Below are 13,804 nucleotides of genomic sequence, written 5' to 3'. Positions count from 1 at the left end.
CGCCCGCAGGCGCCGCGCCGATCACTTGGTCAGCGCGATGATGCCGAGAGTCAGACCGGCCACTGCCGCCGCGCCGCCGGCGATCGCGCCCGCGGTTTCCCAGTTATCCTGAGTGGTGCCCTTCATGCAGGTGTTGGTGTGCACCAGACGCCCCTGGTCATCGTAGACCGGAACGCAGGGAGAATCAGTGGCGCATCCGGCCAACACGGCCGACAGTAACCCAACCGCAATTAACTTTTTCATACTTCTTGCCTCAATGTTCGATCACTTTAGAAAGCCACGCCGAGCGATAATCACGCTACCTGGCTATTGTATGCCCAACGCGTGTAATGGCGAGGTAATGATGTGTCAGGGGATGTGATTTGGGAAAACTCCGAGCGCTCGCCCGGCGGGCTTTGAACGGTAAAAAGCCCGCGAAAACGCGGGCTTGATGGCGAGATGAAGCTCAGGCGGAATTATTTCGCCAGTTTGCGCATCACCAGGGTGGCGTTGGTGCCGCCGAAGCCGAAGCTGTTGGACATCACCGTGGTCAGCTCGCGCTGAGTCGGCTGAGTCACGATGTTCATGCCGGCCGCCTGCTCATCCAGGGTTTCGATGTTGATGCTCGGCGCGATAAAGCCGTGCTCCAGCATCAGCAGGCTGTAGATCGCTTCCTGCACGCCTGCGGCGCCCAGCGAGTGACCGGTCATCGCCTTGGTGGAGGAGATAGCCGGGGTATTGTCGCCGAACACTTCGCGAATCGCGCCCAGCTCTTTCACGTCGCCTACCGGCGTGGAGGTGCCGTGCACGTTGATGTAGTCGATAGGCGCATCCAGATCCTGCATCGCCATCTTCATGCAGCGTACTGCGCCTTCGCCCGATGGCGCAACCATGTCGGCGCCGTCGGACGTTGCGCCGTAGCCAACGATTTCTGCGTAGATGTGCGCACCGCGCGCCAGCGCGTGCTCCAGTTCTTCAACCACGACCATACCGCCGCCGCCGGCGATGACGAAACCGTCACGATCGGCGTCGTAGGTGCGGGAGGCTTTTTCCGGCGTGTCGTTGTACTTGGTGGACAGCGCGCCCATAGCGTCGAACTCGCAGGCCATTTCCCAGCACAGCTCTTCGCCGCCGCCGGCGAACACGATGTCCTGTTTGCCCAGCTGGATTTGCTCAACCGCGTTACCGATGCAGTGTGCAGAGGTCGCGCAAGCGGAGCTGATGGAGTAGTTTACGCCGTGGATTTTGAACGGCGTCGCCAGGCAGGCGGAAACGCCGGAAGCCATGGCTTTGGTGACCACGTACGGGCCAACCGCTTTCAGGCCGCGCGGGCTGCGCATCGCATCGGCGCCGAACACCTGGAAGCGCGGAGAACCGCCGCCGGAACCGGCGATCAGGCCCACGCGCGGGTTGTTTTGATACTCTTCTTCCTTCAGGCCGGAAGAAGCGATCGCTTCTTGCATCGCCAGGAAGGCATAGATGGAAGCATCGCTCATGAAACGCACCGCCTTGCGGTCGATCAGGCCGGTCGTGTCGAGCTTAACTTGCCCCCATACGTGACTACGCATGCCGGAATCTTTCAGTTCCTGGGAGAAAGTGATCCCAGAACGTCCTTCCTGCAGGCTCGCCAGGACCTCCTGCTGGTTATTACCAATGCTGGAGACAACTCCCAGGCCAGTAATCACTGCACGTTTCATTCAATACCTCTTCCACTATTTACCTACGGGATTTTGCATCGCACTTTAGCGTACAGATGTAAGCCGAACAAGTCCGATCAGCGTTTTTCAGCTTTATTGTTGTCCAGTTTGCGCCAGGGCGCCAGCGCCGTTAGAATTCGCGGCATCCCTTGAATTTCGAGCTATTGACCGTGAACCACGCCCCCATCCAAACCGCAACGCTAACCTGGAACGAACAGGGTACACCTGTTTCGAAACAGTTTGATGACGTCTATTTTTCCAATCAGGATGGGCTGGAAGAAACCCGCTATGTCTTCCTGCACGGCAACCGGCTGCCGCAGCGTTTCGCCACTCACCCGCGCCCGCTGTTGGTGGTGGCGGAAACCGGATTCGGCACCGGGCTCAATTTCCTGACCCTGTGGCAGGCCTTCGCGGGCTTCCGCCAGGCCGAGCCGGACGCCGCACTGCAACGCCTGCACTTTATCAGCTTTGAAAAATTCCCCCTGCAGCAGGCCGATCTGGCGGCGGCGCATGCGCGCTGGCCGGAGCTGGCTCCCTATGCCGACGAGCTGCGCGCCCAATGGCCGCTGCCGCTGCCGGGCTGCCATCGCCTGCTGTTGGCCGAAGGCCGCATTACGCTCGATCTGTGGTTCGGTGACGTCAACGAATTGCTGCCTCAGTTCGACGCCAGCATGAATAACCAGGTCGACGCCTGGTTCCTCGACGGCTTCGCACCGGCCAAAAATCCCGACATGTGGACCGAGCAACTGTTCGCCGCCATGGCGCGTTTCGCCCGGCCGGAAGGCAGCTTCGCCACCTTTACCGCCGCCGGCTTCGTGCGCCGCGGCTTGCAGCAGGCCGGTTTTCAGGTCAACCGTTGCAAAGGCTTCGGCCAAAAACGTGAGATGCTCGCCGGCGGTCTGCCGGCCGATACGCAGCCTACACCCCACCCGGCGCCCTGGTATCGGCGTCCGGCGGCGGACAACACCGCCGACATCGCCCTGATCGGCGGCGGCGTCGCCAGCGCGCTCACCGCGTTGGCCTTATTGCGGCGCGGCGCCAGCGTCACGCTGTACTGCGCCGACGAGCAGGCGGCCGAGGGCGCTTCCGGCAACCGTCAGGGGGCGATTTATCCTCTGTTGAACGGCAGCGGCGACGCGCTGGAGAGTTTCTTCAGCGCCGCGTTTCCCTTCGCCCGTCGTCAATACGACACCCTCTTGCAACAAGGCGTCACCTTTGATCACCAGTGGTGCGGCGTCAGCCAGCTGGCCTACGACGAAAAGAGTGGGGCCAAGATCGCCAATATGCTGAAAACCGACTGGCCGCCGGCGCTGGCGATGGCGGCCGACCGCGAGACGCTCAGTGAACTGTGCGGCGTCGATACCGGCTTTGGCGGCATCACCTACCCGCAGGGCGGCTGGCTCTGCCCGGCCGAGCTGACGCGCGGCGCTATCGCGCTGGCGCAGCGGCAGGGTCTGGTCTGCCGCTACCGGCACGATGCGCAGGCGCTGGCGCGTGAAGAAAACGGCTGGCGTATCGACTTCACCCACGGCGAAAGCCACCGCCATGCGACAGTGATCCTGGCCAACGGGCACCGGTTGGCCGAGCTGGCGCCGACGCAAGCCCTGCCGCTGTACTCGGTGCGCGGGCAGGTGTCGCACATCCCAAGCTCGCCGGCCCTCGGTCAGTTGAAACAGGTCTTGTGCTACGACGGCTACCTGACGCCGGTCAACGCCAACAACGGCCAACACTGCATCGGCGCCAGCTACCAGCGTGGCGACACCGCCACCGACTACCGCGAGCAGGAGCAACAGGAAAACCGCGAGCGCCTGCTGCGCTGCCTGCCTGAGCAGGCCTGGCCGCAGCAGGTGGACGTCAGCGCTCATCAGGCGCGCTGCGGCGTGCGCAGCGCCACCCGCGATCATTTGCCGATGGTCGGCGCGCTGCCGGACTATCAGGCCACGGTGACGCAGTATCAGGATTTGCAGCGGCAGAACCAGCGCGGCGAAACCGTCGCCGATGCGCCGGTCTATCCCGGCCTGTTCGCTATCGGCGGGTTGGGATCGCGCGGGCTGTGCTCGGCGCCGCTGGCGGCGGAAATTCTGGCGGCGCAGCTGTTCGGCGAACCGTTGCCGGGCGATGCGCGCCTGCTGGCGGCGTTGAATCCGAATCGGATGTGGGTACGAAAGCTGCTGAAAGGGCGTGCGGTTTAATTCATAAATGAGGGGCGCGGTGATGCGCCCCGGCATGGCGGTCAGGCGGCAGGCGTGGCGGCCTGATAGAGGTTTTCCCACATGCCGCGCACCAGGATCTGATCCGGCGGCGAGAGTTCCCCGGCGGCGATCGCCTTGTGCAGGCTCTCTTCCACCCGCGCCTTCAGCGCTTCGGCAGTGTGCTCACCCTGCTCTTCCGCTTCGGCCACCGCCAGCGTCAGATGACCGCGCAGGTAGCCACCGGCAAACAGTTCATCATCGCTGGCGTGCTCTACCATGTCATCAATCAGCGCCAAAATGCGCGCTTCGAATTCTGCGATCATCAAATTTCCTCATTAAATAGCGGACTGTGGCGTCAGTTGAGATCTTCCGGGTACGGAAAATGCTCGGCCGCCAACGGTGGCGTATTGTAGAACGATTGCAACGCCTGAATAAAGCGCGCAGGCCGTGTGGGTATTCCCTGCTCCAGCAGCGCCAATACCCGGGCGCGCACCTTGCGCTGGAACGCGATGCGATCCGGCTCGCAGTCGCCGTTCAGGTTGTCGCAGCTGACGTTGAACGGGAAACCGGCCGCCACGCAGAACATCCATTCCAGCGCCTGCGGTTTGATCTCTACCGCTTCGAATTCACTCTGGGTTTGCGCGTCGCGCCCGTCCGGGCAATACCAGTAACCGAAGTCCACCAGCTGGCGGCGCGCTTCGCCGGCGATGCACCAGTGCGAGATTTCGTGCAGGCCGCTGGCGTAGAAGCCATGGGCGAACACGATGCGGTGATACGGCAGTTCGTCGTCGGCCGGCAGATAGATAGGCTCGTCGTCGCCCTTCACCAGGCGGGTGTTGTAATCATCGCTGAAGCACTGATTGAAGATCTCGATCAGCTGTTCATAGTGATAGCGGGTCTGCGTGTCTGACATAAAAACTCTATAACCACAAAAATAAAGAGGCCATTATACCCGATAAGACAGGGCGCGTAAGCAACGCCCCCTCTTCATCTTTAACCGTGCACCAAGGCGGTCAACCACTGCTGAATTTCCGCGCCGTGATTGTCGTACAGCAGCTTGAGGCTCATCACCAGTGAGACGATCACGATCATCGGCCGAATCAGCTTCTGCCCCCGGGTCAGCACCATGTGCGCCCCCAGACGCGCCCCCAGCACCTGCCCCACCAGCATCACCAAACCGATGCTCCACACCACCTTGCCGCCGATGATGAACAGCGCCAACCCGCCGACGTTGGAGGTGAAGTTCAGCACCTTGGCATGCGCCGTGGACTTGGCGAGGTTAAAACCGCACAGCGTCACATAGGCCAACGCGTAGAAAGACCCGGCGCCGGGGCCGAAGAAACCGTCGTAAAACCCGACGCAGCCACCGGCCACCAGCCCAAACGGCAAGGCGCCGAGGCGGCGTTGACGATCTTCCTCACCCAGCCGCGGCATCAGTAAGAAGTAGAGGCCGATGCCGATCACCAGCAGCGGCAACATCTGCCGCAGCAAATCGGCGCGCATATGCTGCACCAGAATGGCGCCGGCGATCGAACCGATCAGCGTCAGAAATATCGTCAGCTTTTGGTCATTGAGGTTCACCGCGCGCCGACGAATAAAGTACAGGCTGGCGGAGAAGGAGCCGCCGACCGACTGCAGCTTGTTGGTGGCCAGCGCCTGCGCCGGGGGAACCCCCACCGCCAGCAGGGCCGGTACCGTCAGCAACCCACCGCCGCCGGCGATGGAGTCGATAAACCCCGCCAGCAGCGCTACCGCAAACAACACCCCGAGCATCTCGGGGCCAATGACAAACCAGTCCATGTGTTATTCCGCTGAGAAATGGTGATCCAGCAATGCCTGACAGGTCGGCGGTAACGGCGGCGGCACGGATTTGCCCGGCTTGGCGTTAGGCTGATGCGGCACGAACCAGCTCGCCAGTTCGGCCCCGCAGCCGTCACCCGGCGGCGGCGTATCCTGCTCCTGGCACTCCAGGCTGCCGGCCGGGCAACGCAGGCGCACGTGCATGTGCGCACGATGGCCGAACCACGGGCGCACCTTGTGCAGCCAGGCGCGATCGGCGCCGGCATCCAGGCACAGGCGCTGCTTGATCGCCGGGTTGACGAAGATGCGCGTCACCTCCGCGTCCTGCGCCGCCAGCTTGATCAGCGACTCAATTTGCGGCTGCCATTGGCTGGCCACCACCTGTTTGCCGTCCCCTGATACCAGGTCGATCGGCTGTGGTTTCAGCAATTGCTGCGCGCTCCAGCGTTGGCGCGGCAGCTGCAGCCAGATGTCGACGTCGAGCCCCGACTGGTGGCTGGCGTGGCCGCTGCTGAAGCGGCCGCCGGCCGGCATCGCCATGTCGCCGATCAGCACCGTGCCCAGCGCTTTCTGGTTCGCCTGGCTGCTGAGGCGCTGAATAAACGCCAGCAGATCCGGGTGGCCGAAATAGCGGCGCTGGTCGGTACGCATCACCTGGTAGTTCGGTGAGTTCAGCGGCAACGGCTGCGCGCCGATGATGCAGCCGTTGGCGAAACCGCCCACCGCCTGCGGCGCGCCGGCCACCGGGTGATCGATTTTCTGCCACGGCGTCAGCGCCATGGCGGAGGCGGAGGCCGTCAGGGCCACCAGGCCCAACATCCAGTTTTTCATGGCGATTACCAGCGAGGCACGTCGGAAACCACATCACCGTTTTGCGCACGCTGACGCAGCAGGTGATCCATCAGCACGATCGCCATCATCGCTTCGGCGATCGGCACGGCGCGGATGCCCACGCACGGATCGTGGCGACCGCGGGTGACCATTTCCACCGCTTCGCCCTGGCGATTGATGGTGCGGCCCGGCACCATGATGCTGGAGGTCGGCTTCAGCGCCAGATGCGCCACCACCGGTTGGCCGCTGCTGATGCCGCCGAGAATGCCGCCGGCATGGTTGCTCTGGAAGCCTTCCGGGGTGATTTCATCGCGGTTTTCGCTGCCGCGTTTGGTCACCACGGCAAACCCGTCGCCGATCTCAACGCCTTTCACCGCGTTGATGCTCATCAGCGCATGCGCCAGATCGGCGTCGAGACGGTCAAATACCGGCTCGCCCAGGCCAACCGGCACGTTTTCTGCGATCACGCTGACCTTGGCGCCGATGGAGTCGCCCTCTTTTTTCAGCGCGCGCATCAGTTCGTCCAGCGCTTCCAGCTTGTCCGGATCCGGGCAGAAGAACGGGTTCTGCTCGACCTGATCCCAGTCTTTCAGCTCGCAGGTCACGTCGCCGATCTGCGCCAGATAGCCGCGTACCTGCACGCCGAACTTCTGCTGCAGGTATTTCTTGGCGATAGCGCCCGCCGCGACGCGCATGGCGGTTTCACGCGCCGAAGAACGGCCGCCGCCGCGATAGTCGCGCAGGCCGTATTTCTGTTCGTAGGTGTAGTCGGCATGCCCGGGACGGAACACGTCTTTGATGGCGCTGTAGTCTTGTGAGCGCTGATCGGTGTTCTCAATGATCAAACCGATGCTGGTGCCGGTGGTCACGCCTTCGAATACGCCGGAGAGAATGCGCACCTGATCCGGTTCGCGGCGCTGGGTGGTGTAACGCGAGGTGCCCGGACGACGGCGGTCCAGATCGTGTTGCAAATCGGCTTCGGTGAGCGGAATGCCGGGCGGCACGCCGTCGACGATACAACCCAGCGCCACCCCGTGAGATTCACCGAAGGTGGTGACGCGGAAAATCTGCCCAATACTGTTTCCTGCCATCACGGCTCCTTACCGTTAGTCTTTTATCGTTATGAGGCCCGCCGTGCGGGCCCTGGAAATGCGGTTTAGCTGCGGTAGAGGCTGAAGTGTTCCTTGCAATCCACCAGCTGCTGTTTGGTCAGCATGAACACGCCGTCGCCGCCGTTTTCGAACTCCAGCCAGGTGAACGGAATGTCCGGATATTGATCCATCAGGTGTACCATGCTGTTACCCACTTCACAAATCAGCACGCCGTCGTCGGTCAGGTAGTCCGGCGCGCAGGCCAGGATGCGGCGCACCAGCTTCAGGCCGTCGCTGCCCGCCGCCAGGCCCAGCTCCGGCTCAAAGCGGAACTCCTGCGGCAGATCGGACATGTCTTCCGCATCGACGTACGGCGGGTTGGTGACGATCAGATCGTATTGGATCGCGGGAACGTCGCGGAACAGATCGGAACGGATCGGGATCACCTGATGTTCGACGCCGTGCGCCTGAATGTTGCGCTCGGTCACCGCCAGCACCTCGCTGGAGATGTCCACCGCGTCCACTTCCGCCTCCGGGAAAGCGTAGCCGCAGGCGATGGCGATACAGCCGCTGCCGGTGCACATGTCGAGGATATGGCGTGGCGGGTGTGGGATCAGCGCGCTGAAGCGATCGTTGATCAGCTCGCCGATCGGCGAACGCGGCACCAGCACGCGCTCGTCGACGTAGAATTCCATGCCGCAGAACCAGGCCTTGTTGGTCAGGTAGGCGACCGGGATGCGCTCGTTGACGCGGCGGATCACGCGCTCAACGATGCGATGGCGCTCGCTGGAGGTCAGACGGGCGGTGTGCATGTCCTCCGGAATATCCAACGGCAGGAACAGGCTTGGCAGCACCAATTGCACCGCTTCGTCCCACGGATTATCGGTTCCGTGACCATAGTAGATATTGGCGGCGTTGAAACGGCTTACCGTCCAGCGCAGCATATCTTGAATGGTGTGCAGTTCGTTCACTGCTTCGTCGACGAAAATTTTGTCCAATTTGCCCTCCGGCAGGCGCTGTGTTTCATGATTTAGCCGCATAGTTTGCCATGAAGCCCGCGACAAATCACGCTTGCCCCTCGCGCTTTTCATTCTGGTCCGAGTTTTGCGTCGACAGCGCTCGTTCACAAGGTAAACTAGCGAAATAAACGATTTCCGGTGAATGAAGCATGAAGAACAAGCCCCCTCTGAGCAAAGACGAACAACAGCTCTTCAGAGAGTCGGTGGCGGGCGCGAAAAAGCTGCGCCAGGACACCATCGTCCACCGCCCGCCGAAACCCAAGGTCAAACAGATTGCCCCGCAGCGGCTGCTGCAGGAGCAGGTCGATGCCAGCTATTATTTTTCAGATGAATACCAGCCGCAGCTGGAAGAGGAAGGCCCGACGCGCTACGTGCGCCCCGGCAGCAGCCCGTATGAGCTGAAGAAGCTGCGACGCGGCGATTATTCGCCGGAGCTGTTTCTCGATTTGCACGGCCTGACCCAGTTGCAGGCCAAGCAGGAGCTGGGGGCGCTGATCGCCGCCTGCAAACGTGAACACGTGCACTGCGCCTGCGTGATGCACGGGCACGGCAAGCACATTCTCAAACAGCAAACGCCGCTGTGGCTGGCGCAGCATCCCGACGTGCTGGCGTTCCACCAGGCGCCGAAGGAATGGGGCGGCAACGCCGCCATCCTGCTGTTGGTGGAACTGGCCGAGTAGACCCGCAGAAACGACTCAGGGCGATGTCAGACATCGCCCTGAGTTTATTCCGCACCGCATCCGCGGCTCACACTTTGGCCATCACCTGCGACGGGCTGACCTGCCATTCAAACTTGCCGTAGCTGCCGTCCGCCGGCAGATCGACGTTGGCAATCGCCGAGGTCGCGAACATCGGAGGGCACTCACTCGGGCACAGTTCGGCCACCAGATAGCCCACCAGAGGCAGGTGCGACACGATCAGCACCGAGCTCACCCCTTGCATCGCCAGCGCTTGCAGGTAGCTGCCGACCTGTTCGGCGTTGCCGCCCGGCGTCAGCTCGGGCAGCACTTCTTCGCCCTCCGGCAGCGTCAAGGCTTCACGCACCGTCGCCAGCGTCTGTTCGGCCCGCAGATAGGGGCTGACCAGCACGCGTTCAATATCCACAGACTTGGTGTTCAACCAGGCCGCCATCTGACGGGACTCGTCGCGGCCGCATAGGGTAAGGGGCCTTACCGCATCGCTGGCTGCCTCGAGCGCCGCCTCTCCGTGACGCATAATCAAAACTTGCATATTGCACCGCTGTTGTTGACAAAGTAACGCTATACAGAAACGCCGTGCGTGCTGTACCGCCGAGTTTTACAACCCAAAGCCAAAGCTTTAAAACGATAACGCGCCGTCTCTTTATGGCGGCCGGGCATTTTGCCTGAAAGTTTACGTAAAGAAAACGCTGTTTTTTACAGCAATCCTCTCCGGGCAAACCTCGATTGCTCACAGAACAAGCAATTCAACGGGTTAAATTTTAACCTTGCCGCCATGAAATTTATTGATGGCGGTCAAGCTAACTTACCGCTGCCTGCGCCTCGCTGTACAGCCTCACCGGCTGACGCTGTTGCAAGGAGTGATGGCGATCACAACGCGGCCCTGTTGCAACTATAGTGCAAATCGGGCCGCCCTGCGTTCAGCTCCCCTGCGGGTAAAAGCGCTCGCCCTGCTGCGCCATGCGCTGCAGGCGTTCGCACGGGGCGAAGTGCTCGCCGTGCTGCTGACGCAGGTAGTCCAGCGTCTTCACCACTTTCTCGGCGCCGAGTTCGTCCATATAGCGGAACGGGCCGCCGAGGAACGGCGGGAAGCCGATGCCAAACACTGCGCCGATGTCGCCGTCGCGCGCGCTGCGGATCACGCCTTCGTCCAGGCAGCGCGCCGCTTCGTTCAGCATCATCATCACGCAGCGTTGAGCGACGGTCGCCGGCAGCATGTGCGCCTTCGGCGTGACGCCGAGCAGCGTATACAATGAGGTATCCGCATGTTTGCGCCGCTGCCGCTGCTGCCCTTCGCTCGGGTAGAGATAGAAGCCGCGGCCGTTCTTGCGCCCTTTGCGCCCGTCTTTCAGCACCGCATCGAACGCAGCCGGCGCGGCGAAGCGCGGCCCCAGCGCCTCGACCAGTACCGGGATGATCTTGGTACCGACGTCGATGCCCACTTCATCCAGCAGGGTGATGGGGCCGACCGGGAAACCGAAGTCCACCAGCGCCTTGTCCAGCGACTCCATCGGCTCGCCTTCCAGCAGGCAGCGCGCCGCTTCGTTGATGTACGGCGCCAGGATGCGGTTGACGTAAAAACCGGCGCTGTCGCCCACCACGATGGCGGTCTTGCCCTGCTTGTGCGCCAGCGCCACGGTGGTGGCGATGGTCTCTTCGCTGGTGCCGGCGTGCGGGATCACTTCCACCAGCGGCATCTTGTCCACCGGGCTGAAGTAGTGCAAGCCGATCACCTGCTGCGGCCGCTGGGCTTTTTCGGCGATGCGGCCGATAGGCAGCGAGGAGGTATTGGAGGCGAACACGGTATGCGGCGCGCAGTTTGCTTCGACCTCGGCCACCATCTGCTGCTTCAGCGCCAAATCTTCAAACACCGCCTCGACCACGACATCCACCTGTTCAAAGCCGGTGTAATCGGTAGAGCCGGAGATCAGCATCATCTGTTTTTGCCGCTCGGCCGGGCGCATGCGCTTGCTGCGCACCCGCTTGCCGAGCACGTCCCAGCTGTATTTCAGCGCGTGATTGATGCCGGTTTCATTGATGTCTTTGATGCGAACCGGCAAACCGCCGCGGGTGGCGGTGACGCAGGCGATGCCGCCGCCCATCAGACCGCCGCCGAGAATGCCGACGCGGTGCAGGGCGCGCGGCTGAGCATTGCCGCCCCGCTCTTTTTTCAGCGCGGTGGAGGCGAAGAACAGGCTGCGCAGCGCCGCCGACTGCGGCGTCATCGCCAGTTCGCCGAAGGCGCGCGCTTCGGCCTCATAACCGCTGGCGCTGCCGTGATCCAGCCCGGTGCGCACCACCTGAATGATGCGTTCCGCCGCCGGGTAGTTGCCGTGGGTTTTCGCCAACGTTTTCTTGCGCACGATGCTGAACAACAGATTTCTGCCCAGCGGGCCGTTGAGCAGGCGATCCTGCCACGGCAGCTCGCGCTGATGTTTCCAGCCCTGTTTCACCCGCTCGATAGCGGTCTGCAACAGAATCGACTGCGGCACGGCGTCGTCAACCAACCCCATGCGCAGCGCCTGGCGGGCACGAATGTGCTTGCCGGTCAAGATCATGTCCAGCGCCTTGGCAGCGCCGACCAGGCGCGGCAGGCGCTGCGTACCGCCGGAGCCCGGCAGCAGGCCCAGCTGCACTTCCGGCAGCCCAAGCGCGGTTTTGTCATCGAGCGAACAGACGCGGCCGTGGCAGGCCAGCGCCAGTTCCAGCCCACCGCCCAGGCAGGCGCCGTGAATGGCCGCCACCACCGGCACCGGGAACGCGGCGATCTGCGCCAGCGTGCTCTGCCCTTTCTTGGCCAGCGTTTCCGCCTCTTTGGCGCTGGTGCAGGCGGCAATCATGGTGATGTCGGCGCCGGCGATAAACGAGTCCGGCTTGCCGGAAACGATCACCAACCCTTCCAGCGCGGTATGCTGTTGCGCCCGGATCAGCACGTCGTTCACCTGTTCGACGAACTCGGCCTTGAGCGTATTCACCTTGTCGCCCGGTACGTCGATGGTGATCACGCCGATGTTGTCGGGGCGAATCGTCAGCTGAAAGGCCGACGGTTTGGCGCGCTGTTCATGCAATGCGTTTTCAAAGCTCATCATTCCACCTCCACGATCATCGCGGCCCCTAACCCGCCGGCGGCGCAGGCGGTGGTCAGGCCCAGCCCGCCGCCGCGACGTTTCAGCTCATGCAGCGTCTGGGTGATCATGCGCGCGCCGGTGGCGGCGAACGGGTGGCCATAGGCGATGGAACCGCCCAGAACGTTGAATTTGTCCATGTCCACTTCGCCGATCGCCTGGCTGCGGCCAAGCTTCTCGCGGGCGAACTCTTCGCTGGCGAACATCTTCAGGTTAGCCAGCGTTTGCGCGGCGAAGGCTTCATGCATGTCGATGAGCGTCAGATCGGCCAGGCCGATACCGGCGCGATCCAGCGCCAGCGGCGTGGCGTAGGAAGGCCCCAGCAGCATGTCTTCCCACACGTCGATGGCGGCGAAGGCAAAGCTGCGCAAATAGCCCAGCGGCTGCAGCCCCAGCTCTTTGGCGCGCGACTCGCTCATCATCAACACCGCCGCCGCGCCGTCGGTCAACGGTGTGCTGTTGGCCGCGGTGACGCTACCGTGCTTGCGATCGAACGCCGGTTTCAGCTTGGCGTAGGACGCCAGGCTGGAATCTTTGCGGATGTTGTTGTCTTCAGAAAGCTGCGCGCGGTAAGGCGGTACGTAGGCGGTCATCACCTCATCGCGCAGCCACCCCTGCTGCCAGGCTTTGGCCGCCAGCTCGTGGGAACGGTGCGCCAGCGCATCCTGCGCCTCGCGGGTGATGCCGTGGCTCTTCGCCATCTGCTCGGCGGTATCGCCCATGCGCAGTCCGGTGGAATACTCCGCCACCGCCGGTGGCACCGGCATCAGATCGCGGAATTTCAGCCGGCTGAACAGTTTGAGACGCTGCGACAGCGTACGCGCCTTGTTGACGTCCACCAGCGTGCGTGCCAGCGCCTTGCTGACGCCGATCGGCAAAACGGAAGAAGAGTCCGCCCCGCCGGCGATGCCGACGCTGATGCTGCCGGCCATGATGCTCTCCGCCACGTTGGCGATCGCCTGGAAGCTGGTGGCACAGGCGCGCGACACGCTGTAGGCGTCGGTATGGACGCTCATGCCGGTGCCCAGCACGATTTCACGCGCGATGTTCGGCGCCTCGGGCATTTGCACCACCTGGCCGAACACCAGCTGTTCGATAAGCTGCGGATCGATACCGCTGCGCGCCAACAGCTCGCTCACCGCCGTTTTCCCTAAATCCACCGCCGGAATGCCGTGATAGGCAGTCGCCTGTTTGGCAAAGGGGGTACGTAGTCCATTCACAATCGCAATGCGGTCACCATGACGGGTCACCAACGGCAGTGCCTTACTCATAAATGCTCCTGAAGAAAATAACGTCAGCGCAATGGGCAGAAAGAGGTCTGACCTGATGAGGTCATTGTTAACCAAACGGTTACATTTGGCAAACCGGCAGA

Annotated in this window: 13 protein-coding genes; 2 read left to right on the top strand and 11 right to left on the bottom strand. The window is 62.6% G+C overall.

All coding sequences use genetic code 11. From position 1 onward, the window contains the following. Positions 1-21: 21 nt before the first annotated feature. Complete coding sequence (locus EKL15_RS17795; protein ID WP_004936201.1) at positions 22-243, bottom strand: hypothetical protein; 222 nt, start codon at positions 241-243, stop codon at positions 22-24. Between the two features lie 212 nt (positions 244-455). After that, positions 456-1,676 (bottom strand): beta-ketoacyl-ACP synthase I, encoded by a 1,221-nt coding sequence (gene fabB, locus EKL15_RS17790; protein WP_016926857.1) that lies wholly within the window; start codon positions 1,674-1,676, stop codon positions 456-458. 170 nt (positions 1,677-1,846) lie between these two features. Here fabB and mnmC point away from each other — a divergent pair, with 170 nt between their 5' ends. Then, positions 1,847-3,868: a bifunctional tRNA (5-methylaminomethyl-2-thiouridine)(34)-methyltransferase MnmD/FAD-dependent 5-carboxymethylaminomethyl-2-thiouridine(34) oxidoreductase MnmC gene (gene mnmC, locus EKL15_RS17785; protein ID WP_060420845.1), complete on the top strand. Its 2,022-nt coding sequence runs from the start codon at positions 1,847-1,849 to the stop codon at positions 3,866-3,868. A 41-nt stretch (positions 3,869-3,909) separates the two neighbouring features. Here mnmC and EKL15_RS17780 read toward each other — a convergent pair whose 3' ends face one another. From EKL15_RS17780 to prmB, 6 genes are all read right to left on the bottom strand, one after another. Then, complete coding sequence (locus tag EKL15_RS17780) at positions 3,910-4,191, bottom strand: YfcL family protein (RefSeq protein WP_016926855.1); 282 nt, start codon at positions 4,189-4,191, stop codon at positions 3,910-3,912. A gap of 32 nt (positions 4,192-4,223) precedes the next feature. Further along, entirely contained in the window at positions 4,224-4,781 is a 558-nt protein-coding gene (locus EKL15_RS17775) for an elongation factor P hydroxylase (protein ID WP_084827332.1), read from the bottom strand. Between the two features lie 80 nt (positions 4,782-4,861). Then, complete coding sequence (locus tag EKL15_RS17770) at positions 4,862-5,668, bottom strand: sulfite exporter TauE/SafE family protein (protein WP_025303718.1); 807 nt, start codon at positions 5,666-5,668, stop codon at positions 4,862-4,864. A 3-nt stretch (positions 5,669-5,671) separates the two neighbouring features. After that, the gene (mepA, locus tag EKL15_RS17765; protein WP_038876512.1) at positions 5,672-6,499 is read right to left on the bottom strand and encodes a penicillin-insensitive murein endopeptidase; all 828 of its coding nucleotides are present in this window, start codon (positions 6,497-6,499) and stop codon (positions 5,672-5,674) included. Positions 6,500-6,504: 5 nt separating this feature from the next. Then, positions 6,505-7,590 (bottom strand): chorismate synthase, encoded by a 1,086-nt coding sequence (gene aroC / locus EKL15_RS17760; protein WP_033635387.1) that lies wholly within the window; start codon positions 7,588-7,590, stop codon positions 6,505-6,507. A 65-nt stretch (positions 7,591-7,655) separates the two neighbouring features. Continuing rightward, entirely contained in the window at positions 7,656-8,588 is a 933-nt protein-coding gene (gene prmB / locus EKL15_RS17755) for a 50S ribosomal protein L3 N(5)-glutamine methyltransferase (protein ID WP_033648158.1), read from the bottom strand. A 170-nt stretch (positions 8,589-8,758) separates the two neighbouring features. Here prmB and smrB point away from each other — a divergent pair, with 170 nt between their 5' ends. Further along, a complete protein-coding gene (smrB, locus tag EKL15_RS17750) occupies positions 8,759-9,289 on the top strand; it encodes an endonuclease SmrB (protein WP_004936226.1) in 531 nt (176 codons plus the stop codon). 67 nt (positions 9,290-9,356) lie between these two features. Here the strand turns inward: smrB and sixA are convergent, their stop codons facing one another. From sixA to fadI, 3 genes are all read right to left on the bottom strand, one after another. After that, positions 9,357-9,839: a phosphohistidine phosphatase SixA gene (gene sixA / locus EKL15_RS17745; protein WP_203090144.1), complete on the bottom strand. Its 483-nt coding sequence runs from the start codon at positions 9,837-9,839 to the stop codon at positions 9,357-9,359. Positions 9,840-10,227: 388 nt separating this feature from the next. Continuing rightward, positions 10,228-12,393: a fatty acid oxidation complex subunit alpha FadJ gene (gene fadJ, locus EKL15_RS17740; RefSeq protein ID WP_203090204.1), complete on the bottom strand. Its 2,166-nt coding sequence runs from the start codon at positions 12,391-12,393 to the stop codon at positions 10,228-10,230. Continuing rightward, positions 12,393-13,703, bottom strand: a complete 1,311-nt coding sequence (gene fadI / locus EKL15_RS17735; RefSeq protein WP_033653729.1) for an acetyl-CoA C-acyltransferase FadI — start codon at positions 13,701-13,703, stop codon at positions 12,393-12,395. The genes fadJ and fadI overlap by 1 nt, the downstream gene beginning before the upstream one ends. Positions 13,704-13,804: the final 101 nt, after the last annotated feature.

The organism is Serratia sp. 4542 (assembly GCF_016805595.1).
In the GTDB taxonomy this organism is placed as follows: Bacteria; Pseudomonadota; Gammaproteobacteria; order Enterobacterales; family Enterobacteriaceae; genus Serratia; species Serratia nevei.
This window is presented reverse-complemented; position numbering and strand designations above follow the sequence as displayed.

Coding starts and splice junctions, on each gene's coding strand:
- EKL15_RS17795 (WP_004936201.1), bottom strand. CDS start 243: ATGAAAAAGTTAATTGCGGTTGGGTTACTGTCGGCCGTGTTGGCCGGA.
- fabB (WP_016926857.1), bottom strand. CDS start 1,676: ATGAAACGTGCAGTGATTACTGGCCTGGGAGTTGTCTCCAGCATTGGT.
- EKL15_RS17780 (WP_016926855.1), bottom strand. CDS start 4,191: ATGATCGCAGAATTCGAAGCGCGCATTTTGGCGCTGATTGATGACATG.
- EKL15_RS17775 (WP_084827332.1), bottom strand. CDS start 4,781: ATGTCAGACACGCAGACCCGCTATCACTATGAACAGCTGATCGAGATC.
- EKL15_RS17770 (WP_025303718.1), bottom strand. CDS start 5,668: ATGGACTGGTTTGTCATTGGCCCCGAGATGCTCGGGGTGTTGTTTGCG.
- mepA (WP_038876512.1), bottom strand. CDS start 6,499: ATGAAAAACTGGATGTTGGGCCTGGTGGCCCTGACGGCCTCCGCCTCC.
- aroC (WP_033635387.1), bottom strand. CDS start 7,590: ATGGCAGGAAACAGTATTGGGCAGATTTTCCGCGTCACCACCTTCGGT.
- smrB (WP_004936226.1), top strand. CDS start 8,759: ATGAAGAACAAGCCCCCTCTGAGCAAAGACGAACAACAGCTCTTCAGA.
- sixA (WP_203090144.1), bottom strand. CDS start 9,839: ATGCAAGTTTTGATTATGCGTCACGGAGAGGCGGCGCTCGAGGCAGCC.
- fadJ (WP_203090204.1), bottom strand. CDS start 12,393: ATGAGCTTTGAAAACGCATTGCATGAACAGCGCGCCAAACCGTCGGCC.
- fadI (WP_033653729.1), bottom strand. CDS start 13,703: ATGAGTAAGGCACTGCCGTTGGTGACCCGTCATGGTGACCGCATTGCG.